Here is a 23863-nt window from a genome sequence, read left to right as displayed (position 1 = left end):
CGGAAGGCCAACGTTCGGGGTTTATTCAGGGTTCCCCCTGGCCAGCCAGGCCCCCAGGCGCCGGACCCCTTCGTCGATGTCCTCGGCGCTGCCGGCGAAGGAGAACCGGACGTACTTGCCGCCGTCGACCGGGTCGAAGTCGACACCCGGGGTGATGGCGAGCCCGGTGTCGGCGAGCAGCCGCTGGCACCAGCTCAGGCTGTCTTCGGTGTAGGCGCTGACGTCGGCGTACGCGTAGAAGGCGCCGTCCGCGGGGGCGAGTTTGCCGAGGCCGATGCGTTTCAGGCCGGCGAAGAGGCGATCGCGGTTGGCGCGGTACCGCTCGACGTGCGCGTCGGCTTCCGCGTACGCCTCGGGCGTGAAGGCGGCGAGCGCCGCGTACTGCGAAACCGCGGGCGGGCAGATGGTGAAGTTCCCGGTCAGGACATCGACCGCGCGGTGCAGGCGCTGGGGCACGAGCATCCAGCCGAGCCGCCAGCCTGTCATCGCGAAGTACTTCGAGAAGCTGCCGAGCACGATCGGCTCGCGGCCGTACTGCCACGCGCAGTCGAGTTCGGCGCCGTAGGAGATGCCGTGGTAGATCTCGTCGCTGATCAGCTGCACACCGTGCGACGAGCACCAGCCGGTGATCGCGGCGAGCTCCCCGGGCGGCAGCACGGTGCCGGTGGGGTTGCTCGGGCTGGCGACGATCAGGCCGTCGATCGGGCCGAGCTCGTCGAGCAGGGCGACCGTCGGCTGGAAGTTCGTCTCGGCGGTGGTGGCGAACTCGACGACCTCGCAGCCCAGGACGGAGAGCAGGTTGCGGTAGGCGGGGTACCCGGGCCGCGCCATCGCCACCTTGGCCCCGGGGTCGAAGGCGCTGAGGAAGGCGAGCAGGAAGCCCCCGGACGACCCGGTGGTCAGGACGACGTCGTGCGCTTGGACGTCGACGTCGTACCGCTTACGGTAGTGCCCGGCCACGGCTTCGCGCAGCTCAGGGACGCCGAGCTGCTCGGTGTAGCCGAGAGTGCTCTTTCGGAGCGCCTCCTGGGCGGCCTCGAGCACGGCTTTCGGCGCGGGCGCGGACGGCTGCCCGGCCGCCAGCGACACGAGATCGCCGTGACTGCGCTGCCGGGCGCCGGCCGCGGAGAGGACGTCCATGACGTGGAAGGGCGGGACGCCGGCCCGCAGTGCGGGCCCGGCGAAAGCTCCGAGGTCGACCATGCGGCCAGGCTAGTAGCCGCGGTAGGCGCCACCATGGGCCATGGCCTTGATGCCCGGCACGTTGTCGAGGCCGCCGTACCGGTCGAAGGAGTACCGCACGCCGGCGATGATGTTGTCGACCGGGCTGTAGATGTTGTCGTGCCCGGGCAGCTTGTGGGCGTTGAACGTCGAGTCGATGCACTGCATGAGCCCCTTGGACGGGTGCCCGGCAGCGGCGTTCGAATCCCAATTGTTTATAGCATTTGGATTTCCGCCGGATTCGTGCTGAATGATCGCCCAGATTTTGGGGATATCCGCGTCCGTAACCGGAATTCCCGCGGCCTGAAGCGCCTTCATGGCTTCCTGGATCCACTGCTGGACGTTGCCCGGGGGCGGCGAGGAGGGCGGGCCGCCACTGGGCCCGAGGCCACCACCACCACCACCACCACCACCGCCGCCACCGCCGCCACCGCCACCGCCGTGGGACGAGCCGTTGCTGTGGATGCCGCCGGTGCTCTTGGGGGCCGAGGCGGCGCTGCTCGGCAGCGGGACCTGGTCGTAACCGCCCTCGATCTGCTGGGACATCAGCTTCTGGGAGGCCTTGATCGCGGTGTCGGCCTGGGTTTGCAGGCCGGTCACGTCGCCGTCGAAGCCGGCGGTGATGTTGTGGATGTCCGTCTTGGCGGTGGCCAGGATCTCGTCGGCGCTGGGGCTGGGGCCCGGCTTGCCTTCGTCGTGCGCCTTCTTCGCCGCGGCCAAGGCGTTGTTGATCTGGGTTTCGGCCGTGGCGTTGCGCTCATTGACCGCCTTTTCCGCGGCGAGCTGCTTGTCCCCGACGTTCTTCTTGATCTGGTCGAGGGACTTCGCGAGGTCGTCGAGGTCCTTGGCGACGTCCTCGAGGTGGGTCTGCACCTTGGTCCCGGCGTCCCGGACCTGACGGACGTACTGGAAGAACTGGTCCGCCGCCGGACCGGCCCACACGCTGCCGTTGAGCGCGTCGGTCGAATTCTTCAGGGACGCGTTGTGGTCGCCGGCGTTCTTGCCCGCCTCACGGAACTGCGTCGCCGCCGCCGAGATCTTTTCCAGATCCACCTTTTCGACCTGGTCGACCTTCTTCACGAAGGCGTCCCAATTGTCCGGCGTTCCGGCGCCCTTCCCGTTCAAAGCCACTCTCGTGCCCCCGCTAACTCTACTTGTCGACGTGCAGCTTGAGGTCGCTCGCGCCGACCTGGTCGGTCTCGGCGATCAGGCCCGCGGCCTTGCGCATGACGAACCCCAGCGCTTCCATGTGCTTGCCCGCGGCGTCGAACTGGCTGTGCACGCCGTCCTTGAACTTGCCGACCGCGCCGTGCGCGTCGCCCGTCTCGTCCATGCCGCCGAAGGGGCTTTCCTTCTCGTGGTCCATGCCGGTGACCTTGTGCTTGGACTTTTCGAACTCGTCCTTCAGCTTCTCCACCTGGCCGGCCGCGATGGCCATCGAGTCCGGGTCATAGACAGGCACGGTTCGTCATCCCCTTCGGAAACTTGTCTCCGCCCGGTCAGACGTCGCCATGACCAGGACGGTTCCCGCGCCTACTTTATGACTTCACCCGGGGCGCGGGTACGGATCTCCGCCAACTCCACCCCAGCGGGGCTCAGGCCTCCGCCATCAGTTCGCGGATCCTCGTGGCCAGCAGGGCGTTGTCCGCCGGGGTCACCGTGGCCCACTCGCGGCCGTCGCGGTCGCGGCCCACCTGGAACAGGTAACGGCCCGCGTCCGTGTCGAAGAACGCCACCACCCGGTCCGCCCGGTGCACCACGCCGTCCCGCGAGGTGCGTTCCGCGCCGAACTGGCCGCGCGCCTCCTGGCCCAGCAGCATGCCCGACAGCTCCTGGGCCTGGAACAGCGGCACCCCGCGGTCCTCCAACGCCGTGACCAGGGCCTTCGGGTCGCCTTTCGCTGCCGCGTCGGCGGACTTGACCGTCTCGTACGGGAGGCTCACCGTCTGGCCGACGCCCGCGGCCAGGTCGCCCGCCACCGAGACCGCCGCGTCCGCCAGGCCGTCCTCCGTGGCCGGGATCAGCCAGACCTCACCGTGGTCGACCACCGCCAGCACCGCCTGGCTGCGCAGGCTGACGGCGCGGCCGCGGATCTCGCGTTCCGCCCACACCCACACGTCGATCCCGAACTGGGGACGCGCCAGCAGGTGCAGCAGGTCGGCCAGCTCGCCGGCCGCCCGCCGGTTGCGGGCCAGGCGCCGCTCGCTCAGCGACGCCCACGCCGACTCCGCCAGCTCCAGCCGCTCGCCGCGGGTGGTTCCGGCACTCGGCACGTCCAGCGCGACGTGCCGCCGGGGCAGTTCGAAGGACTCCCAGAGCACGTCGAACTCGAGGGCCGACAGCACGAGCGACACGGTCAGCGCCCGTCCCCGCCGTGGTCACCGAGCACGTCGGGGGAAACCATCCGCTGGTCGGCGAACAGGTCCTGGTCGTCGACGCCGTAGCGGCGGACGTGCTCGGCGTCGTCCTCCTGCGGTGCCGCCTCCGACAGGAACTTCGCCTCGCCGGGCTGCTGCTTCGGGCTGATCTGCTCCGACTTCCGCAGCGCGACGGCTTCCTCTTCGGGCAGCTCGCCGACCGGCAATGGCCGCACCGGGCCCTTCGGGCCGCCCTTCTCCCGCCGCTGCCGCTCCTTGTCGCCGCTCAACGCGCCACCGGCCGCGCCCGCACCGATCGCCGCCGCGCCGGCGCCCAGCTCGCCCGGAGACGCGCCGGGCTTCACCGCGAAGCCGCGTTCGGCCGTGAACTGGCCCGGCGGGAGCGCGGCCTGCGGAGCGGCACCGACCGTGCGGCCCTTGGCCAGCAACCCGTCGGGAGCGCGGCCGGTCGAGCTGTCGATGCCGGTCGCCCCACCGGGCGTGCCGCCACCACTGCCGCCGAGCGACTTGATCGGCGCCGTCGCCGGGGCCGAGCCGGGGGGCAGTGCCCCGGGCGCACCCGGCGGGACGAACGGTTCGCCGTGCCCCTCGGCCCCCGGGCCGGGGGTGAAGCGGCCGGGCGGAGCACCGGACGGGCCGCGGCCCGGGGCGTGGACCCAGCCGGGCCCGGGCGACGACGGCGCCGGCTTCACACCCGCCGGTGTCGTCGACGAGCTCGGCGTCGTGTGCTGGGCGGCCGGGGCGGTCACCGAGCCGGTCTGCCGCGGCTGCGGCTGCGGCTGCGGCGCGGGCCGGGACGGCTGCTGCTGGTGCGCCGCGACGCCGTAGACCGGGGTCGGCGGGTCGGCGTGGACGGTGTGGGAAACCGGCTGCACCACCGGCGGGTCGACGTGCACCGACCGGACCTTGTCCGACGCCGGCTTCACGCCGCCGTCCGGGGTCACCGCGACCGCGGCGCCGGCGACGTCCAGCACCCCCGGCGCGATGCCCGGGGCGGCCAGTTTCAGGGACTCCGGGTCGGACAGCGCCTGCGTCGAGAGCAGGTTGGTGCCGCTGTCCTGCGCGTATTCGTTCAGCGCCTGCGTCGCCTGCGCCTTGGCGTCGTTCGCGGCCTCGACCTGCCGGGCGTGGTCGGTCTCGAAGCCGATGAGGCTCAGCAGCAGGCCGTCGGTGAGGCTGTAGCCGCCCGCGCCCTTCCGGACCGTCTCGGCATCCGGCAGCTTGTACTTGGTCCGGTTGAACGCCTCGCCCTGCTCGAACACCATTTCCGCGGCGTGCGCGACCTTCGTCGTGGCGTCCTGGGAGAAACCGGCCTGCTCGGTGAACACCTGGCTCGCCGCGCCCCCGGCCTGGCTCTGCCACTCGACACCGAGCTTGAGCAGCTGCGCGCGCAGCGTCTCGTCGGTGTGGGCGAGGGCGGTCGCGACGGCCTTCAACGCGTCGACGGCGGTCCCGATGCTGCCGGTGCCGTCGCCGTTGACCATCCGCGTGATCTGGTCGGCGATCGCGGTGTTGGTCCAGCCGTCGAACCGGTGGTTCCGGATCCCGTCCGCGAGCTCGGAGAATTCCACGCGCCCTCCCTAGTTGCGTGCTTTCAGGGACTGCAACGCCAGGTCGGCCGCGTGGACCGCCATGTCGCACAGCTGCGGCTGCGTGAGCTTGCCGCGGGTGATGGCGAAGGTCTGGACGGCCAGCGTCTGCCCCTTCGCGACGCCGACGAGCGTCTCGCAGTCGGCCGGGTCGCCGTCCGCGCGGTAGTTCGTCAGCGCCGGGTACCCACCGATGGTCTTCGGCTCGGTGGTCATGCTGTTCTTCTTGCGGGCTCCGGTGATCCACTCGCCGAGGTCCGCCGGCACCGCCCGCACGTGGTAGGAGTGCACCGGCTCGGCGCCGTCGGCGTCGAACACGCACGTCGGGCCGTCAGCGGGCGCGGCGGCCTCGCGCGGCGCGCTGGTGATCTTCAGCGCGTCGAGCTGCACCTGGGGGAACACTTCGCACAGGTGGACGCCGTCCAGCGGCAGGTCGGCCGGCCGCTGCGGCAGCTGGGCCGCCTTGGCGCTCTGCGAAGCAGCTGTCGCGGCCGTCTCGACCGGGTACGGGGTGCCGTCGGTACCCGCGGAGCAGCCGGCGAGCGCCACCGCCGCGACCGCACCCCCGATGATCCGCACTCTCCGGTTACACACCGTGCCTGCCGCGGTCACCGAACACGGCCGCCTTCTCCTCGTCGCTGATCTTGTAGTCCTTCGCGGCTTCGCGCAGCTGCGAAACCAGGCGCTTGAGCCCGGCGACGTACTCACGGACCTGCCCGGCGTAGGAGCGGTCGCCGTCGGCGATCAGGGAGTTCCAGGCCGCGATCGACTGGGTGCTGATCACGTCGGCGGACGGCGCGTCGATCCGCAGCTGGCCGAGCCGGGTCAGCAGCTGGTCTTCGAGGGCGTTGGCCTGCTCTTCGACGATCCGGGCGACGTCGAGGAGCTTGTCCGGGTGAACGAGGACGTCCGCGGCCGCCGGCACCACCGGGACGGCCGAGCTGAGGTCTTGCGGGGGTCCGGGTGGCGGAGCCCCCAGCCCGGGGCGAAGCCCCGGAACAACGCTGTCGTACGAGGATCCTGACATGCGCTCCCCTGACGTCATACGGACAGTGACCGGCCGGCTCCCGTCGAGGCTACCAACGTGCGTGTAGCAGCAGCCTGAGTTTGGACGAAGAGCAGGCCCGGCCGGTTCCCCCGATCCGTGGAATCAGGCGCGCTGTTTCACCGCGGGAGCGCCGACCTCGCCGTTCGCCGCCTTCAGCGCGATGTCCGTGCGGTGGTGCGAGCCCGCGAGGTGGACCTTCTCGACGGTCTCGTAGGCGTGCTTGCGCGCCGACTTGAGCGTCTTGCCGGTGCCGACGACCGAGAGCACGCGGCCGCCGGTGGACACCACGGCGCCGTCGTCACGGCGACGCGTGCCCGCGTGCAGGACGCCTTCCAGCTCCGCCCCGGTGATGACGTCGCCGGTGCGCGGCTTGCCCGGGTAGCCGTCGGCGGCGATCACGACGGTGACCGCGGTACCGCCGGCCCACTCCAGCGGCGGGTGCTCGGCGAGCCTGCCGGTGGCGGTGGCGTGCATGAGCCCGGCGATCGGGCTGCGCAGCAGCGCCAGCACCACCTGCGTCTCCGGGTCGCCGAAGCGGCAGTTGAACTCGATGACCTGCGGACCTTCGGACGTCAGCGCGAGGCCGGCGTAGAGCAGGCCGGAGAACGGGGCACCGCGGTTCACCAGCTCGTCGGCGACCGGCTGGACGACCTTCTCGACCAGGTCGTCGACCAGGTTTTCGGGCGCCCAGGGCAGCGGCGCGTACGCACCCATGCCGCCGGTGTTCGGGCCCGTGTCGTCGTCGCCGACGCGCTTGAAGTCCTGCGCGGGCAGCAGCGGCACGACGGTGGTGCCGTCGACGAAGCAGAACAGCGATGCCTCCGGGCCGTCCAAAAAGGACTCCAGGAGCACCGGGTGACCGCCGTCGAGCAGCATGATGGCGTGCTTGCGCGCGACGTCGTAGTCGGTGGTGACGACCACGCCCTTGCCCGCGGCGAGGCCGTCGTCCTTGACCACCCAGGTCGGGCCGAAGCGGCCGAGCGCGGCGTCGAGGCGGGCCGGGTTGTCGACCACCTCGCAGCGCGCGGTCGGCACGTTCGCCGCCGCCATGACGTCCTTCGCGAACGCCTTCGAGCCTTCGATGCGGGCCGCCGCGGCCGAGGGGCCGAAGCAGGCGATGCCCGCCTTGCGGACGGCGTCGGCGACGCCGGCGACGAGCGGCACCTCCGGCCCGATCACCACCAGGTCGGCCTGCCAGCTCTTCGCGAGCCCCGCGACCGCTTCGGGATCGGACGCCTCGACGCCGAGCTGCTCGGCCACCGCCGCCGTCCCGGCGTTGCCGGGCGCGCAGGCCAGGGCCGTGACGGTGGGGTCGCCGGACGCCGCGAGGACGAGTGCATGCTCACGGGCGCCGGAGCCGATTACCAGTACGCGCACGCCGCACAGCGTATCCGGCCGCGTCGGCGGTGGACATTGCGCCGTCCCCCGGCCGCCCGGCCGAGGGCCGGACGGGGCCCGGGGAAGAGGAGTCCACGCGCCGTTTACCGCGCTGACCGCCGAAGTACCACCGCGAGACGCTTGCGACACCGAAGGTGGCGCGAGTAGTCAGGTCACACCCTGTGAAATGAGGTCACCAGATGAAACGCAACCGTGTGGGTGTACTGGCGCTGGCCGGGCTGGCGTTGCTGAGTGTCACCGGAGTCGCGGCCGGGTCGGCCTGGGCTGCCGCAGCGTCCGGCAAAAGCGAGGGGTCCGCCGCTGCGGCCGCGCACGGGCGGGGCCACGATGACCCGGTGATCATCGGACACCGCGGCGCGCCCGGGTACCGGCCGGAGCACACCCTCGCCTCCTACGAGCTCGCCTACCGGATGGGCGTGGACTGGGTCGACGTCGACCTCGTGCCCACCAAAGACGGCCAGCTGGTCGCCCGGCACGAACCCGAGATCGGCGGCACGACCGACGTCGCGAAGCATCCCGAGTTCGCGAACCGGAAGAAGACCGTCGTGCTCGACGGAGTCACCACGACCGGCTGGTTCACCCAGGACTTCACGCTCGCCGAGCTGAAGACGCTGCGCGCGGTCGAGCGGATCCCGCAGAACCGGCCGCACAACACGCTGTACAACGGCCGCTACCAGATCGCCTCCTACCAGGAGGTGCTCGACCTGACCCGGCGCCTCGGCCGCGAGCTGCACCGGACGCTGGGCACCTACCCCGAGGTCAAGCACTCGACGTTCTTCCAGTCCATCGGCAACCCGACCGAGCCGAAGCTGGTCGCGATCCTCAAGCGCAACGGCCTCGACCGGCCGGACGCGCCGGCGATCATCCAGTCGTTCGAGGTGTCGAACCTGATCGCGCTGCACAAGCAGGTCCGGACGCCGCTGCTGCAGCTGACGTCGGCGACCGGCGCCCCCGCGGACTTCGTCGCCAACGGCGATAAGCGGACGTACGCCGACCTGGTCACCCCGCAGGGGCTGCGTGACGTCGCGAAGTACGCGAAGTACCTCGGCCCGGACAAGGCGCAGATCATCCCGCGGGACAAGAACGACAACCTGGGCACGCCGACCGCGCTCGTCGCGGACGCGCACCGGGCCGGCCTGAAGGTGCAGCCGTACACGTTCCGGAACGAGAACCCGTTCCTGCCGGCGAACCTGCGCTCGTCGGCCGAGCCGGACGCCTACGGTGACGTCTTCACCGAGGAGGCGGCGTTCTTCAAGGCCGGTGTCGACGGCTTCTTCGCCGACCAGCCGGACACGGCGCTGGAGTCGCTGCACGCGTTCCTGGGCCGTTAATCGCTTTTGCCGTGGGGGCCCTTCAGGACGCTGAGTCCGTGAAGGTGCCCCTCACGGCGTTGGCGGAAGAACACGGCTTCTCCGGCGTCGTGCTGGTGACCCGCGGCAAGGAGGTCCTCGGCGACGCCCTGCCGCTGATCGACGACCGGGTGACCGTCGAGCACCTGCTGACGCACACCTCCGGCATCGGCGACTACTGCGACGAAGAGGCGGATCCACCGCCGCCACCGACTCCGTTCCTCGCCACGTCGGCCGGCTACCTCGCCGCCCTCGACGGGTACCCGCAGGTGGCTCCGCCCGGCACGGAGTTCCGGTGCAACAACGGCGCCTTCGCCGTGCTCGGCCTGATCGCCGAACGGATCGCGGGCATACCTTTCGCCGACCTCGTCCGGATCCGGGTGACCGAGCCGGCGGGCCTGGCGGACACGGCGTTCCTCCGCTCGGACGCGTTGCCCGCCCGGACGGCCACCGGCTACCTCGAAGACAGCCGCACCAACGTGTTCAGCCTCCCCGTCGCAGGCTTCGCCGATGGCGGGATCTACAGCTCCGCACCGGACTTCCGGAGGTTCTGGCCCGCGCTGCTCGGCGGCCGGATCCTGCCGCGCGAGTGGGTGGACCGGATGCTCCGCCCGCACGCGGAGCGCTACGGGCTCGGCTTCTGGCTGCCACGGCCGGGTGTGGTGCACCCTGAACGGCGGCGACCACGGCGTCACGTTCTGGAGCACACACGAGCCGGCGTCCGGGCTCGCCGCGACCCTGATCTCGAACAACCACCGAGGTGGCGGCCCCCTGCTGGGGTGGCTGGACGAGTTCTTCACGAAGGCTTGACACCCTCCGGGACCAAGGCTACCTTCGGCGAATTCAATGGTCTGGCCGCATACCTTTCAAGAGGTGCCTGATGGATGTCTCCGACCAGCAGACCGCCCCCGACGACGACAGCGCGCGCCTGCACCAGCTGGGGTACGCGCAAGAGCTGAAACGGACGATGTCGGCGTTCTCGAACTTCGCCGTCTCCTTCACGATCATCTCGATCCTCTCCGGCTGCCTCACGCTCTACGGCTTCGGCATGAAGACCGGCGGCCCGGCCGCGATGATCTGGGGCTGGCCGCTGGTCGGGTTCTTCGTGATCCTCGTCGGCCTCGGCATGGCCGAGGTCTGCTCCAGCTACCCGACCGCCGGCGGGCTGTACTACTGGGCCGCGAAGCTGGCGCCGGCCCGGTCCGGCCCCGCGTGGTCGTGGTTCACCGGGTGGTTCAACCTCATCGGGCAGATCGCGGTCACCGCGGGCATCGACTTCGGCGCGGCGCTGTTCCTCAACGCGTTCCTCGACCTGCAGTGGGGCTTCGAAGCGACAGCGGGGCACACGATCCTGCTGCTGGCGATCATCCTCGTGGTGCACGGCCTGCTGAACACCTTCGGCGTCCGGATCGTGGCGATCCTCAACAACGTCAGCGTGTGGTGGCACCTCATCGGGGTGCTGGTGATCGTCGGCGTGCTGATCTTCGTGCCGGCCAAGCACCAGGACGCGTCCTTCGTCTTCGGCAGCTTCGTGAACCAGACGGGCTGGGGCTCGACGTTCTACGTCTTCGCGCTCGGGTTGCTGGTCGCGCAGTACACGCTGACCGGCTACGACGCGTCGGCGCACATGACAGAGGAGACGAAGAGCGCGGCGACGGCCGGCCCGCGCGGCATCGTGATGTCGATCGTCGTCTCGCTCGTCGCCGGCTGGATCCTGCTGATCGGCCTGACGTTCGCGATCCAGGACTACGACGGCGCGGTCGGCTCGGCCACCGGCGTGCCGCCCGCGCAGATCTTCATCGACGCCACCGGCGCGGTCACCGGCAAGTTCCTGCTGCTGATCTGCATCGGCGCCCAGCTGTTCTGCGGTATGGCGTCGGTGACGGCGAACTCGCGGATGATCTACGCCTTCGCCCGCGACGGCGCGATCCCGGGGTCGGGCTTCTGGCACAAGATCAACAAGCGCACGCAGACCCCGACCAACGCCGTGTGGCTCGCCGCGGGCGGCGCGCTGATCCTGGCCCTGCCGTACCTGTGGAGCGCGACGGCCTACGCGGCGGTGACGTCGATCGCGGTCGTGGGGCTGTACGTGGCGTACGTGATCCCGGTGTTCCTGCGCGTCCGCCGCGGCGACTCGTTCGAACCGGGTCCGTGGAACCTCGGCAGGTGGGGCAAGCCGATCGGCATCGTCGCGACGGTGTGGGTCGTGCTGATCTTCTTCCTGTTCATGCTCCCGCAGGCGTCGCCGGTGACGGTGGACTCCTTCAACTACACGCCGATCGCGTTCCTGGTGGTGCTCGGCGGCGCGGGTATCTGGTGGGTGGTCTCGGCGCGGAAGTGGTTCACGGGCCCGAAGGTCCAGGGTTCCGAGGCGGAACTGGCCGCGGTGGAACAGGAACTGAAAGAGCTGGGCTGACGTCCGGCGCCGGGCTGCGGCGGCCGGGGCGGACCACCGTCACGGCCGCCGCGCCCAGTGCGCCGACACAGGCGAAGGCGTAGAAGCCCCACGGGTACGCGATGCCCGCCGTCAGCAGGGCGCCGCCGAGGATCGGGCCCGAGATCGCGCCGATGCGGCCGATGCCGGCGGACCAGCCGAGCCCGGTCGCGCGGATCGCGTCCGGGTAGATCCGGCCGATGTAGGCGTACACCAGCACCTGGGCGCTGAACACGAAGCACCCGGTCAAGAACACCGCCGCGTACAGCCCGGCCGCGGGCAGCTTCACGCTCAGCAGCGCGAGGAACACCGCACCGGCGCAGAACCAGACGATGGCCGACGGGCGGATGCCGACGCGGTCGGCGACCCGGCCCGCGACGAGCAGTCCGGCGATCCCGCCGACGTTCAGGGTCAGCAGCAGGCTCAGCGCGGCACCCAGCGGGTAGCCGGCCTGGCGCATGATCTCCGGCAGCCACGTGTTGAGCCCGTAGACCAGCAGCAGGCCCATGAACGAGGTGACCCAGAACGCGATCGTCGCGCGCAGCAGGCCGCCGCGGAACAGCCCGGCGACGGCGTGCCCGGCCGACCGTTCCGTGTCGCGGACCCGCTGGAACGTCTCGGACTCCGGCAGGAACTTCAGCATCAGCGGGACCAGCGCGACCGCCGGGAGCGCACCGGCGACGAACATCGCGCGCCAGCCGAGCGGGGAGATCAGCACGATGCCCAGCAACGCGGTCAGCACCGCGCCGACGTGGTAGCCGGTCATCACCGTGGTGGTGGCGCTGCCGGCCTTGCCATCGCGGGCGTACTCCGTGACGAGCGTGATGGCCGTCGGCAGGCAGCCGCCGAGGCCGAGCCCGGCGACGAACCGCAGCAGCCCGAAGACGAGCGTCGACGGCGCGAAGGCGCACAGCAGCGTGCACAACGAGAACAGCGTCACGGAGATGATCAGCGCCTTCCGGCGGCCGATGACGTCGGTGACCGTGCCGATCGCCAGCCCGCCCAGCATCATCCCGGCGAGCCCCACCGTCGACACGACCGACGCCGTGCCGGGCGTCAGGCCCCAGACGTGGCCGCGGAGCAGCACGGGCAGCACGGTGCCGAGCACGACCAGGTCGAACCCGTCGAGCAGGACGGCGGTCCAGGCCAGGGGCACGACCCAGGAGCGGGCGCCAGGGGACATCGGGAACCTCCGGATGTGCGTCGGTGCACGTCTTCCGCACACCCGTGCGGATTGCGCACAAGTATGCACCAGGGGTCCGACACAATCCACGGTGCTTCCATTGACCGGAAGCCGGGCACGGGCCCACGACCTGCGGAAAGATCAGGCGGGTGGAGATCCTGACGCTGATGGGCGTGCTCGCCGGTTCGCTGGCGCTGACCGCACTCGCCCGGCGCTACAACCTGTCCGCGCCACTGCTGGTGGTGGTCGTCGCGCTCGGCGTCGCGCTGATCCCCGGGGTGCCGCGGTTCGAGCTGGAGCCCGAACTGGTGCTCACCGCCGTGCTCCCGCCGTTGCTCTACTCGACGTCGCTGGAGAGCTCGCTGACGCACTTCAAGCGGGCGCTGCGGCCGATCGTCGCGCTGGGCGTGGTGCTGGTCGCCGTGACCGCCGTGGTCGTCGCCCTCGTCGTGCACCTGCTGCTGCCGGACGTGCCCCTGACCTCGGCGCTGGTCCTCGGGGCGGTCGTGGCGCCGCCGGACGCGGTGACCGCGGTGGCGATCGGCCGCAAGCTCGGCCTGCCCCGGCGGGTGATGACCGTGCTGACCGGCGAGAGCCTGGTCAACGACGCCGCCGCGCTGACGCTGTACAAGGTCGCGCTCGCCGCCGTCGCGGGCACGGCGGGCTCGGCCGGGCACGGGTTCGCGGTGTTCGGCGTGGCGACCGTGCTGGGCATCGGGGTCGGCCTGGCCATCGGCGCGCTCGTCGTGCTGATCCGGCGGCAGCTCGACGACCCGCTGATGGAGTCGGCGTTCGGCATCATCGTGCCGTTCGCCGCCTACGTCACCGCCGAGCACCTGCACCCGTTCAGCGACGACTTCAGCGGGTCCGGCGTGCTCGCCGTCGTCGCGGCGGGCCTCCTGCTGGGCCACCGCGCGCTGTACGCGTCCCCCGCGACGCGCATGCAGGACAGATCCGTCTGGGCGTCCATCGACGTGCTGCTGGAAGCGCTGGTGTTCGCCCTCATGGGGTTGCAGCTGCCCTTCGTGCTCGACGGCGCGCAGCACGCCGCCCGCGACAACGGGACGCTCGCGCTGGTGGCGGTGGCCGTGCTCGCGGTGACGATGCTCGTGCGGATCCCGGCGGTGTTCGTTTCCGCCTACCTGCCGCAGACGGTGCGGCTCTTCGGCCGCGACCGCGCGGCGCCTTCGTGGCGGACCCTGGCGGTCGTCTCGTGGACGGGCATGCGGGGCGTGGTCACGCTCGCCGCCGCGGCCGGCGTCCCGGCGGACACCCCGGGACGCGCGGAAATCCAGCTGTTCGCGTTCACGGTGGCCATCGGCACGGTGCTCGTCCAGGGGCTGACGCTGCCGCCGCTGATCCGGGTGCTGAAGGTCGAGGACCCGACGGAAACATCGCGAGACGAAGCGGAGGAGCTCGCGGCGCGCGAAGTCGCGAAGAAGGCCGCGCACGAACGGCTTCGCGAGATCAACCGCGAGCGGCTGGCTTCCCTGGACCTGCCCCCGGAGCGGGTCACCCGGCTCAAGGAGCGGCTGGAACGGCTGATCGACATGCGCTACCGGTTCGCGAAGGCGGCGATCACGCTGTCCGGCGAGGAGCACTCCGGCAGCCCGCAGGCGCAGTTCGCGAAGGCCCGGCGCGAACTGCTGATCACGCAGCGCAAGGCGATGATCGAGGAGAACCGCGCGGGCCGGCTCGACGACGAGGTCCTGCGGAAGGTGCTGCGGGAGCTGGATCTGGAAGAACTGTCGGTCTCGGCGACCCTCACGAACCGGCTGGGCTGAGCGCCTCCCACGTCCGCAGGCGCTCTTCGGCGGAGCGGATCCCGGTCTGGGTCAGGACGACGTCGGTGGCGCCGGCGTCGTAGTAGCGCTGGATCCCCCGCCGGACGTGCTCCTCGTCGCCGATCAGGGCCAGCTCCACGGGGTGGTCCACGCCTTCGGCGTCGAGGATCTTCCGGTAGGACGGGATCTGCCCGTAGAAGGCCATCTGCTCGGCGGCGAGCGCCCGGACGGCGTCGGGTTCGTCCGTGACGACGGCCGGCACGGCGGCGATGATCCGCTTCCCTTCGGGCAGAGCGGGGACGATCCGCTCGGAAAGCGCTCTCGGCCCGGCGAGGTAGGGCAGCGTGCCGTCGGCGAGCTCACCGGTGACGGCCAGCGCCTGCGGCCCCATGGCGGCGACGATGACCGGCACGTCCCCGCCACCGGCCACAGTGGACGGCCCAGGCGAGTGGGCGCGGACGGTCTCGCCGTCGAAGTCGGCGGCCTCCCCGGCGAAGACCTGCCGCAGCACGGTCAGGTACTCGCGCAGGTGCCGGATCGGCGGTGGGTACTCGACGCCGTAGACCGGGCCGAGAAAGCCCTTCGCGCCGAGCCCGATCCCGAGCGTGAACCGGCCACCCGTGGCCGCCTGCGCGGTTTGGGCCGCACTCGCGACGAGCAGCGGATGGCGCGGATAGGTGGGCACGACGGAGGTGCCGACCTCGATCCCGGGAACTTCCCGCCCGGCGAGCGCGGCGACGGTGATGGCGTCCTGGCTGAGCGGCAGCTGGGAGAACCAGACGGACTTCAGCCCGGCCTCGGCGGCCTGGCGGGTCTGGGCGACGAGCTCGTCGACGAGGTTCAGTGCCGTTCCCGTGTCCCCGGCCGGCAGCGCGACTCCGATGGTCATGATCCCAAGGTATCGAGCGGCGCCACGGATTTCCGGCTTCCCACCGCGTGAGAACCCGAGCGGGCCGCTCGTGCATCCCCCACGCTGAGCGAGATCCCGATCACGATCTCAGGAGAGCCCCATGTCGCTGACCGAAGTCATCGAAGGCACCCGCCGGGCCGTCGACGCCGATCCGCACAACGCCGCCGTTTCCTTCAGCGTCGAAAACGCCCTGAAGCCCGGGACGAAGACCGAAGTCGAAGTCAAGGTCCGGGACCACAGCTTCACCGTCGACGAACCGGCCGCCCTCGGGGGGACCGACCACGCCGCCAACCCCGTCGAGTTCGCGCTCGCCGCCCTCGGGTCCTGCCAGGTCATCACCTACCAGTTCTGGGCGGCGAAGCGCGGGGTTCCGCTCGACTCCGTCAAGGTCACCGTCGACGGCGACCTCGACCTGCACGGCTTCTTCGGCTTCTCGTTCAACACCCGCCCCGGCTTCGGGGACGTGCGCGTGTCCGTCGAGCTCGAAGGCCCGGCGAGCCGGGAGCGCTACGAAGACCTCAAGCGCGAGGTCGACGAGCACTGCCCCGTGCTCGACCTGTTCCGCAACGAGACGCCGGTCAGCACGAAGCTGACCTAGACGGCAGCGCCTTACACGAACGCGTGCCGCACGATCGTCTGCTCGCGGCCCGGGCCGACGCCGATCGCCGAAATCCGGGCACCCGACAGCTCTTCCAGGCGCTCGACGTACGCGCGGGCGTTCGCCGGGAGCTCCTCGAACGTGCGGCACGCCGAGATGTCCTCGAACCAGCCCGGGTGCTCTTCGTAGATGGGGATCGCGTGGTGCACGTCGGTCTGCGTCATCGGCATGTCCTGCGTGCGGAATCCGTCGACTTCGTAGCCGACGCACACGGGAACCTTCTCCAGCCCGGACAGCACGTCCAGCTTCGTGAGGAAGTAGTCGGTGATGCCGTTGACGCGCACCGCGTACCGCGCGATCACCGCGTCGAACCAGCCGGTGCGGCGCGAGCGGCCGGTCGTCACGCCGAACTCGCCGCCCTGCTTGCGCAGGTACTCGCCGGACTCGTCGTGCAGCTCGGTCGGGAACGGGCCGGAGCCGACGCGCGTGGTGTAGGCCTTGAGGATGCCGAGCACCGTGCCGATCCGGCCCGGCCCGATGCCGGAGCCCGCGCTCGCGCCGCCGGACGTCGGGTTCGACGACGTCACGAAGGGGTACGTGCCGTGGTCGACGTCGAGCAGCGTGCCCTGTGAGCCCTCCAGCAGCACGGTTTCGCCGCGCTCCAGCGCCTGGTTGAGCTGCAGCCGCGTGTCGGCGATGCGGTGCGCGAACTTCTCGCCCGCGGCCAGCACCTCGTCGGCGACCTGGTCGGCGTCGAGGGCCTTGCGGTTGTAGACCTTCACCAGCACCTGGTTCTTGAACTCCAGTGCGGCTTCGACCTTCTGGCGGAAGATCTTCTCGTCGAGCAGGTCCTGCACGCGGACGCCGACGCGGGCGATCTTGTCCTGGTAGCAGGGCCCGATGCCGCGGCCGGTGGTGCCGATCTTGCGGCTGCCGAGGTACCGCTCGGTGACTTTGTCGATGGCCACGTGGTACGGCATGATCAGGTGCGCGTCGGCCGAGATCAGCAGCTTGGACGTGTCGACGTCCCGCGCTTCGAGGCCGGAGAGCTCTTCGAGCAGCACACCCGGATCCACCACCACACCGTTGCCGATGACGTTGGTCACGCCCGGCGTCAGGATGCCGGACGGGATGAGGTGCAGGGCGAAGTTCTCGCCGTTCGGCAGGACGACCGTGTGACCGGCGTTGTTGCCACCCTGGTAGCGGACGACCCACTGGACGCGGTCACCCATCAGGTCGGTGGCCTTGCCCTTGCCTTCGTCTCCCCATTGGGCACCGATGAGCACGATGGCCGGCATGTGACACTCCAGGTTTTCGACGACGTGAGGTTTAGTGTCCCGGACGGACACCGGTGGCGCTGCTCAATGCCGGTGCATGAGCGTAACGGAGGACCCGCGGGTGCGCGGAATAGTGGTGGCCTGTGGCGACGAATCGGCAGGCTTCGAAGAGGTCGACGACGTCGAGTCGATCCGGGTGCCGAGCCGTCCCGGCAAGGCGGAAATCGATCCCTTGCTGGGCGAACACGATCATCTGGTCGTGTCGGGCACGGATGCGGACCTCGCCGCGGTCGTGCAGCGGCTGCTCCGGAAGGACGCCGTCTCCGGCGTGTCGGTCGGGTTCGTGCCGTCGTCGCCGGACTCGGTCGTCGGCGCGCTCTGGGGCCTGCCGAAGACGCCGCTGCGGGCGCTCGCGCTGGCGTTGCGCGGCGAGGTCGACCCGGTGCCGCTGATCCGCGACGACGTCGGCGGCGTGCTCGTCGGGCGCGGGCAGCTCCGGCTGGTCCGTGGCGTGGCCTACGCCGACGAGCAGGTGGCCCTGCGGGGGCCGGCCGCATCGATCGAGGTGACGCCGGATCCGGGCGGGCCCGGCCTCGCCATCCGGGTGGTGAAGGGCACGATCTTCAAGCGCCCGACGACGCTGTACGCGCGGGCGTTCCAGATCGGCTGCATCCCGACCCGGCCGGTGCGCGACGACGTCGTCCACGAGCGCGCGGTCAACAAGTGGACCTGGTACCGCCACACCGAAGACCTGCGATTGGTCCGGGGCGCGAGCTGATCGTCACGGTAGGGTGAGCCGGCGGCAACGCGGTGTTCATCGACGGGCAGCAACATGTCACCTATACGTGTTGTACTCGCCACTCCGGTGCTTCAGGGTTAGCTGTCCCCATCACTGACCCGGAGGCAGCAAAATGCCAACCAGGCTTGCTGTTCGTCATTCGTTCACTGTGCTCGCCGTCACCGCGGTGCTGTCCGGCACCCTGGCCGGCGTCGCGGCCGCCACCCCGCCGGGCATCCCGTCGGCCACCACGGCGAAGTCCGAGCTCGCGGCGCTGACCGTCAAGGCCGACGGCTCGCAGACCGGCTACAGCCGCGACAAGTTCCCGCACTGGATCGACCAGGGCGGCAGCTGCAACACCCGCGAAGTGGTGCTGAAGCGCGACGGCACGAGCGTGGTGACCGACTCCGCCTGCGCCGCGACCTCCGGCAAGTGGTTCAGCCCGTACGACGGCGCGACCTGGACCGCGGCGTCCGATGTGGACATCGACCACGTGGTGCCGCTGGCCGACGCGTGGCGCACCGGGGCGTCGTCGTGGACGACGGCGCAGCGCCAGGCGTACGCGAACGACCTCACCGACCCGCAGCTGATCGCCGTGACGGACAACGTCAACCAGGAGAAGGGCGACAAGTCGCCCGACGCGTGGAAGCCGCCGCTCGTCAGCTACTGGTGCACCTACGCGAAGATGTGGGTCGCGGTGAAGGCCAAGTTCAAGCTGACGATCAACTCCGCCGAGAAGACTGCACTGACGGACATGCTCAACCGCTGCTGACGCCGGTACGCTCGGGCGGTGCGGATCCTCTTCACGTGCCGCCCGGCGTACGGCCACCTCTTTCCCCTGCTCCCCTTGGCGAACGCGGCGCGCGCGGCCGGGCACGAGGTCGTGTTCGGCACCGGCGAGACGTTCGTGCCCAAGGTGCGTGACCTCGGTTTCGCGGTCCACCGCGCCGGCCTCGGCATCGCCGAGGCGGAAGCCGAAGCCAGGCGACGGCACGGCGACGACACCGGATTCATCGAACTCGCCCTCACGATGTTCGGCGAACTGCTGCCGCGCTCGCTGCTCGCCGACCTGACGCCGCTGCTCCCGGACCTGCGTCCCGGGCTGGTGATCCACGAGATGAGCGACGTCGGCGCCGGGGTGGCGGCCCGCCGCGCGGGCATCCCCGCCGTCTCGGTCGCGATCGGGCGGTCGCTGCCGCCGGATGTCCTGGCCCTCGCCGCCGAACGGCTCCGGCCGCTCTGGGGCACGCTGCCCGCGGACGCCATGCTCGGCGACGCCTGCGTCGACGTCTGGCCCGACAGCGTCCGCGACCCGGTCACCGCCGCCGTGCCGAAGGTGTTCCGGATGCGCCCGACGCCGTTCGACCCGGACGTTCCGCTGCCGCCCCTGCCGGACGACGGCTTCGTCTACCTGACGCTCGGCACGGTGGTCTTCGGCGCGACGCAGGTGCTGCGCGGGGCGCTCCACGCGCTGGCCCGCCTCGGAACGGACGTGCTCGTCGCGCTCGGGCCGGGCGATCCGGCGGCGCTGGGCCCGGTGCCGGCCAACGTGCGGGTCGCCGGGTTCGTGCCGCAGGCCGAGGTGCTGAAGCACGCCGGACTGGCGGTGCACCACGGCGGCACGGGCACGGTGCTCGCTTCGCTCGCCGCCGGGCTGCCCCAGCTGATCCTGCCCCAGGGCGCCGACCAGTTCGCCAACGCGGACAGCCTCTCGGCGCTGGGGGCGGCCCGGTCCTTGACCGGCGACGAGATCCGGATGCCCGCCATCGAAGCCGCCGCCCGGGAACTCCTGGCGGACCCGGAAGCGCGGACCATCGCCCGCGGTATCGCCGCCGAGATCGCGGAGATGGCGCCGCCCGCGCGGGTGCTGGCCGAGATCGTCACCTGGGCCTCGTGAGTGGTGATGAGCGTTCTAACCCTCATTACCACTCACGAGCGCCAGGATTTCCCGCGCCACCGCGTCGTTCTGGCGGAACGACAACGCGTTGGTCCGCGGCCTCGTGAACGCCGCCGCCGAACGGGCGCTCGTGTGCGGGCCCACCGCGAACCGGTGCGGGTGAGGACGTCCGCTGCCGTCGAGCACGCGGGAGTCCGAGACCCGCGTGTGGATGCGACCGGACGGCAGGCGCGCGCCCGTGACGGGATCTGCCACCGTCTCTTCGGCCAGCTCGCCCGCGTCGCGCAGCTGCCGGAGCAGGCCGTCGGCCGCGCGGGTCACGCTCGGGCCCGGCAACCGCGCTTCGATGAGCGTGCGGGCCTCGACGGTCTCCGGGTGGCTCGTCGAGGACGCCACGAAGACGCCGCGTTCCGCCGTCACCCGCATGTCGGCGCCCGCGAAGGAAACCACGCCGGCTTCGTGCAGCGCCAGCAGTTCGTCCAGGCGGCGCGGCGGCGGCCCGCTGGCGTAGTAGGAGAAGAAGCCGTGGAACCAGCCGTCCATATCGGACACCTGGGACGCGGCAGCCAAGCGTCCTCTTTGGACCAAAGTGGGCAGCTGGCCGTACACCGACAGCAGCGCCGTGAATGCGCCTAGGTCGGCGCTGAACTCCTGGTCCGCCCGGCGCGCCAGGTCGGCCTCGACGTACTTGCGCAGCTCCTTGCCGAACTCCTCCGCCGTGCCGAAGGTGCGGCCCGCCATCGGCCGGTCCAGCCGGTCGAGGTCGAGCCGGTCGGCGTCGGCGGGCACCGCCCGCGCGACGAGGTCCCGCATGGACGGCGAATCCCAGTCGAGGTCGGCGAAGGCGTCGGCGAACACGGCGAAGTCCATCCGGACGCGGCCGGGGTGCCCGGTGAACAGCTCGCTGTAGTAGCCCCAGGCCAGCTCCTTCGCGATCAGCGGCCAGACGTCCGCGCGGAAGTCGAGGGCGGGCCCGGTCAGCCCGTCCATGGCGTAGGCGTCGAAGAACCTGGGCAGCCGCAACGGTTTCCCGCGCAGCCGGTAGCCGATCTTCGCGTGGTACGGCACCCCGCGCCGGGACCCGACGTGCAGCACCGGCTCGGCGCCGCTCGGGTGGTAGCGCAGGCCGCCGCACGGCAAGTCCTCGAACCGGCCGCCGCGGCCCTCGGTCAGCAGCAGCATCAGGTCGACGAACGCCAGCCCGAATCCCCGCACCAGCACGGTTTCGCCCGGCTCGACGCCCGCGTAGTCGACGTCGGCGGTGTAGCCGGCCGGGTAGTACGACAGCCCGTGCCGGGCGGCGAACTCCACCAGTTCGAGCTCCCGCTCGTCGGGCTCCGCGTCGAGGTGCCCGACGGTGAACACGACGGCGTCCGCCGCGATCGCCGACCCGTCGGAAAGGCGGACGGTGTGCCCGTCCGCCCCGACCGCCCGGGCCGCGTGTTCGACGACGTCGATGCCGTCGGGCAGGTCCTCGACGACCTTCCGGTACACCCAGGTCAGGTAGGCGCTCTGCAGGCGCCGGGTGGGGAAGTCGAAGGGGTCGAGCGCGGTCAGCTCGGCGACGACGTCGGGCGGCACTTCGGCGTCGAGCCCGCTGTCCCGCACCTTCCGCGCCCACTCCAGCAGCGACGGCCCCGGCCGCACCGGGCCGGCCATCGTCACCGAGTCGTCGGTGAACATCGTGACGTCCTCGGGCATGGAGTTCATCCGCAGCAGCGGTGACTGGTCGTACCGCCACACCCGGCCGGGCCCCGGCGGGAACGGGTCGATCAGGTGCACCTCGAGCCGCCGTCCGCCGGGTCGCTCCGCGGCGTTCGCGCCGAGCCGTTCGAGAACGCCGACCCCGCGGGGTCCGGCGCCCACGACGGCAAGGGTGAACGGCGGCAGATCGGCCACGAACCCGAAGCTACGCCGGGGTTCCGGCACGGGAAGCCCGTCCCACAGAGCGGACTCCCGGGCGCGACCCATCCACCCCCCTCGCGGCTCCGAATCCCCCGGGCACACCGGCAAAAGGAGCGGAATTGTCCCTCGTCCACGCAGGCGCCCGGGCCTCGGCAGCATCGACGGCAGCACCACCCCGGCGGCGAAGACTTGGCCGATGAGATCGGTTCGCCGCACCGCGTCCCCACCGCGCAGGACGTGGTCGGCACCCTGCTCCAGGGGAACTGGGCGATCTTCGCCCACGAGTGGGCCGACCCGGACGGGATCGACCCGAAGCACTGGCGGGACGTCGTCGAGGCCGCCGCGGAGGCGGCCGGGGTCGACGTCGAGTTCGTGGTCATCCCGCGCCGGTCCCTGACCGTCGTGTTCAACCGGGCGGTCCCGCCCAGCTTCGAACAGGTCCGCGCCTCGATCGACGTCATCGAACGCGCGCGCGGCCAGAGCTGAGCCACGGCCGGACCGACGGCTGAGCTCCCGTTTCCCCGGTGGCCACCTCGCGCCCGCGAGGTGGCTACTTTTGCCTCTGGCGACCGACCAAGCGGTACGGAATGATCGCTTGGTGACTCCTGGGCCACCGGTCAGACACTGCGGGCTATCGTCTGACCCGTTCGGGAAAGCTCCGTGACACCCTGGATACCAGCGAAAGAACCTAGAGATTTACCAACAGTCACGGGACACTGGCTGGGGTAACTCACGTACCGTGACTGCCTCATGACCGACTGGTCGTCTCGTCACCTGCGGTCGTGCGAGGGACGCGGTCTGCACAGATGTCGGGAGAAACGTATGGCAGCACCGCCGGATCGCGTCACGTTCCGCGAGGTGTTCGGGGTCGCCGAGTTCCGCGCCCTGTGGTTCGGGGAACTGCTCTCGATCGCCGGTGACCAGCTGGCCAGGGTCGCGCTGTCCATCCTCGTGTTCACCGGGACGAACTCCGCGACGCTCACCGGCCTGACCTACGCCCTGACCTACGCGCCGTCGCTGCTGGGCGGCATCTTCCTGACCGGATTGGCCGACCGCTTCCCCCGCCGCAGCGTGATGGTGGTCGTCGACCTGCTGCGCGCCGCCTTGATCCTGCTGGTCGCCGTGCCCGGGATGCCGTTCTGGCTGATGTGCGTGCTGGTCGGCGGGGTCTCGCTGGTCAACCCGCCGTTCAAGGCGTCCCAGCTGGCGCTGCTGCCGCAGGTGCTCGAGGGCGACCGCTTCGTCGTCGGGATGGGCATCCGCAGCATGACCGTGCAGAGCGCCCAGCTGCTCGGCTTCGCCGGCGGTGGCGCGCTGCTGATCGCCGTCGACCCGCACGTCGCTTTGCTCGTCGACGCCGCCACGTTCGTGCTGTCGGCCCTTTTCGTCCGCTTCGGCGTCCGGGCCCGGCCGGCCGCGGCGGCCGGCGAGCAACGCAAGTCCTTCTTCGCGACGCTCGGCGGTGGTGGCCGCACGGCCTTCGCGAACTCGCCGTTGCGGACACTGGTGCTCTTCACCTGGCTGATGGGGCTCCTGCCGGTCTACGAGGGCATCGCCGCGCCGTACGTCTCGGCGGCGGGTGGCGGCCCGCAGGCGATCGGCCTGCTGCTCGCGGCCGACCCGATCGGCAGCGTCATCGCGACGTTCGCCTACACGCGCTGGGTGCCCGCGCGGCTGCGGCCGAAGCTGATCGGCCCGCTGTCCGCGCTGTGCGCGGTGCCGCTGGTGCTCTGCTTCCTGAACCCCGGGCCGGTCTCGTCGATCATCCTGTTCATCGTGTCCGGCGGCCTGGGCACGGTCTGCCTGCTGCAGGCGACCGCGTCACTGACCCTGGCCGTGCCCGACGAGCAGCGCGCGCAGGTGATGGGCCTGTCCAACACGGGACTGACCACGATGATGGGCGTCAGCCCGCTGATCGGCGGCGTGCTCGCGGATCAGCTCACCCCGCACGGGACCGTCGGGATCTTCGGCGTCGCCGGGCTCGTCCTCACCCTGCCGCTGGCGGCACTGTGGACCCGGGCCCTGTCGGGCGAGCCGGAAAGATGGATCGACAAAGAAGCCGCACGCGCCGAACATGCCTGACATGCCCCGCGCGTGGGCTTGACCTGCGCGAC

22 protein-coding genes are annotated in these 23863 nt (G+C 71.1%); 10 read left to right on the top strand and 12 right to left on the bottom strand.

Annotation, left to right across the window (positions count from 1 at the left end; translation table 11 throughout):
- Nucleotides 1-21: 21 nt before the first annotated feature.
- The 8 genes from AB0F15_RS26715 to purD all read right to left on the bottom strand — a co-directional run bounded on the left by AB0F15_RS26715 (nt 22) and on the right by purD (nt 7613).
- The gene (locus tag AB0F15_RS26715; protein WP_360275640.1) at nt 22-1203 is read right to left on the bottom strand and encodes a pyridoxal phosphate-dependent aminotransferase; all 1182 of its coding nucleotides are present in this window, start codon (nt 1201-1203) and stop codon (nt 22-24) included.
- A gap of 9 nt (nt 1204-1212) precedes the next feature.
- Nucleotides 1213-2352 (bottom strand): transglycosylase SLT domain-containing protein, encoded by a 1140-nt coding sequence (locus tag AB0F15_RS26710; protein WP_360275638.1) that lies wholly within the window; start codon nt 2350-2352, stop codon nt 1213-1215.
- Nucleotides 2353-2371: 19 nt separating this feature from the next.
- A complete protein-coding gene (locus AB0F15_RS26705) occupies nt 2372-2683 on the bottom strand; it encodes a hypothetical protein (RefSeq protein WP_360275635.1) in 312 nt (103 codons plus the stop codon).
- 133 nt (nt 2684-2816) lie between these two features.
- Nucleotides 2817-3575, bottom strand: coding sequence for an ESX secretion-associated protein EspG (locus AB0F15_RS26700; RefSeq protein WP_360275633.1), 759 nt, complete (start codon nt 3573-3575; stop codon nt 2817-2819).
- Nucleotides 3576-3577: 2 nt separating this feature from the next.
- Nucleotides 3578-5170 (bottom strand): hypothetical protein, encoded by a 1593-nt coding sequence (locus tag AB0F15_RS26695; protein WP_360275630.1) that lies wholly within the window; start codon nt 5168-5170, stop codon nt 3578-3580.
- Nucleotides 5171-5179: 9 nt separating this feature from the next.
- A complete protein-coding gene (locus tag AB0F15_RS26690; RefSeq protein ID WP_360275627.1) occupies nt 5180-5767 on the bottom strand; it encodes a DUF3558 domain-containing protein in 588 nt (195 codons plus the stop codon).
- Between the two features lie 7 nt (nt 5768-5774).
- Nucleotides 5775-6116 (bottom strand): hypothetical protein, encoded by a 342-nt coding sequence (locus AB0F15_RS26685; RefSeq protein ID WP_360275740.1) that lies wholly within the window; start codon nt 6114-6116, stop codon nt 5775-5777.
- Nucleotides 6117-6338: 222 nt separating this feature from the next.
- The gene (gene purD, locus AB0F15_RS26680; protein ID WP_360275624.1) at nt 6339-7613 is read right to left on the bottom strand and encodes a phosphoribosylamine--glycine ligase; all 1275 of its coding nucleotides are present in this window, start codon (nt 7611-7613) and stop codon (nt 6339-6341) included.
- 200 nt (nt 7614-7813) lie between these two features.
- On the opposite strand from purD, the gene AB0F15_RS26675 reads away from it, so the two are divergent.
- From AB0F15_RS26675 to AB0F15_RS26665, 3 genes are read left to right on the top strand one after another with little or no spacing between them, the layout of a single operon-like run.
- Nucleotides 7814-8965, top strand: a complete 1152-nt coding sequence (locus AB0F15_RS26675; protein ID WP_360275621.1) for a glycerophosphodiester phosphodiesterase — start codon at nt 7814-7816, stop codon at nt 8963-8965.
- Nucleotides 8966-9003: 38 nt separating this feature from the next.
- Nucleotides 9004-9864, top strand: coding sequence for a serine hydrolase domain-containing protein (locus tag AB0F15_RS26670; RefSeq protein WP_360275618.1), 861 nt, complete (start codon nt 9004-9006; stop codon nt 9862-9864).
- Nucleotides 9864-11399, top strand: a complete 1536-nt coding sequence (locus AB0F15_RS26665; RefSeq protein WP_360275615.1) for an amino acid permease — start codon at nt 9864-9866, stop codon at nt 11397-11399. Before AB0F15_RS26670 ends, AB0F15_RS26665 begins: the two co-directional genes overlap by 1 nt.
- On the opposite strand, the gene AB0F15_RS26660 is transcribed toward AB0F15_RS26665, so the two are convergent.
- A complete protein-coding gene (locus AB0F15_RS26660; RefSeq protein WP_360275612.1) occupies nt 11326-12600 on the bottom strand; it encodes an aromatic acid/H+ symport family MFS transporter in 1275 nt (424 codons plus the stop codon). The genes AB0F15_RS26665 and AB0F15_RS26660 overlap by 74 nt on opposite strands.
- 149 nt (nt 12601-12749) lie before the next feature.
- On the opposite strand from AB0F15_RS26660, the gene AB0F15_RS26655 reads away from it, so the two are divergent.
- Nucleotides 12750-14384 (top strand): Na+/H+ antiporter, encoded by a 1635-nt coding sequence (locus AB0F15_RS26655; RefSeq protein ID WP_360275609.1) that lies wholly within the window; start codon nt 12750-12752, stop codon nt 14382-14384.
- Here AB0F15_RS26655 and AB0F15_RS26650 read toward each other — a convergent pair.
- Nucleotides 14365-15273: a TIGR03564 family F420-dependent LLM class oxidoreductase gene (locus tag AB0F15_RS26650; RefSeq protein ID WP_360275607.1), complete on the bottom strand. Its 909-nt coding sequence runs from the start codon at nt 15271-15273 to the stop codon at nt 14365-14367. The two genes, AB0F15_RS26655 and AB0F15_RS26650, sit on opposite strands and share 20 nt — an antisense overlap.
- 121 nt (nt 15274-15394) lie before the next feature.
- Here AB0F15_RS26650 and AB0F15_RS26645 point away from each other — a divergent pair, with 121 nt between their 5' ends.
- Nucleotides 15395-15892, top strand: coding sequence for an OsmC family protein (locus AB0F15_RS26645; protein ID WP_360275604.1), 498 nt, complete (start codon nt 15395-15397; stop codon nt 15890-15892).
- An 11-nt stretch (nt 15893-15903) separates the two neighbouring features.
- Here the strand turns inward: AB0F15_RS26645 and AB0F15_RS26640 are convergent, their stop codons facing one another.
- The gene (locus tag AB0F15_RS26640; RefSeq protein ID WP_360275602.1) at nt 15904-17190 is read right to left on the bottom strand and encodes an adenylosuccinate synthase; all 1287 of its coding nucleotides are present in this window, start codon (nt 17188-17190) and stop codon (nt 15904-15906) included.
- Nucleotides 17191-17302: 112 nt separating this feature from the next.
- Between AB0F15_RS26640 and AB0F15_RS26635 the strand changes: the two genes are divergently transcribed.
- The 3 genes from AB0F15_RS26635 (at nt 17303) to AB0F15_RS26625 (ending at nt 19844) form a co-directional block, all read left to right on the top strand.
- On the top strand, nt 17303-17947 hold the full coding sequence (locus tag AB0F15_RS26635; RefSeq protein WP_360275737.1) for a hypothetical protein: 645 nt from the start codon (nt 17303-17305) through the stop codon (nt 17945-17947).
- Between the two features lie 133 nt (nt 17948-18080).
- The gene (locus tag AB0F15_RS26630) at nt 18081-18719 is read left to right on the top strand and encodes an HNH endonuclease family protein (RefSeq protein WP_360275599.1); all 639 of its coding nucleotides are present in this window, start codon (nt 18081-18083) and stop codon (nt 18717-18719) included.
- 18 nt (nt 18720-18737) lie between these two features.
- Nucleotides 18738-19844 carry a glycosyltransferase gene (locus AB0F15_RS26625; RefSeq protein ID WP_360275596.1) on the top strand — a complete coding sequence of 369 codons (1107 nt, stop codon included), beginning with the start codon at nt 18738-18740 and terminating at the stop codon, nt 19842-19844.
- A 15-nt stretch (nt 19845-19859) separates the two neighbouring features.
- Here the strand turns inward: AB0F15_RS26625 and AB0F15_RS26620 are convergent, their stop codons facing one another.
- Nucleotides 19860-21743, bottom strand: a complete 1884-nt coding sequence (locus AB0F15_RS26620; protein WP_360275593.1) for an FAD/NAD(P)-binding protein — start codon at nt 21741-21743, stop codon at nt 19860-19862.
- Between the two features lie 195 nt (nt 21744-21938).
- Between AB0F15_RS26620 and AB0F15_RS26615 the strand changes: the two genes are divergently transcribed.
- Both AB0F15_RS26615 and AB0F15_RS26610 read left to right on the top strand, forming a co-directional pair.
- Nucleotides 21939-22235: a hypothetical protein gene (locus AB0F15_RS26615; protein WP_360275590.1), complete on the top strand. Its 297-nt coding sequence runs from the start codon at nt 21939-21941 to the stop codon at nt 22233-22235.
- A 336-nt stretch (nt 22236-22571) separates the two neighbouring features.
- Nucleotides 22572-23831 carry an MFS transporter gene (locus tag AB0F15_RS26610; RefSeq protein WP_360275587.1) on the top strand — a complete coding sequence of 420 codons (1260 nt, stop codon included), beginning with the start codon at nt 22572-22574 and terminating at the stop codon, nt 23829-23831.
- The last annotated feature ends 32 nt before the right edge of the window (nt 23832-23863 follow it).

Origin of the sequence: Amycolatopsis sp. NPDC026612 (genome assembly GCF_040638285.1) — a bacterium.
Taxonomy (GTDB): Bacteria; Actinomycetota; Actinomycetes; order Mycobacteriales; family Pseudonocardiaceae; genus Amycolatopsis.
This window is presented reverse-complemented; position numbering and strand designations above follow the sequence as displayed.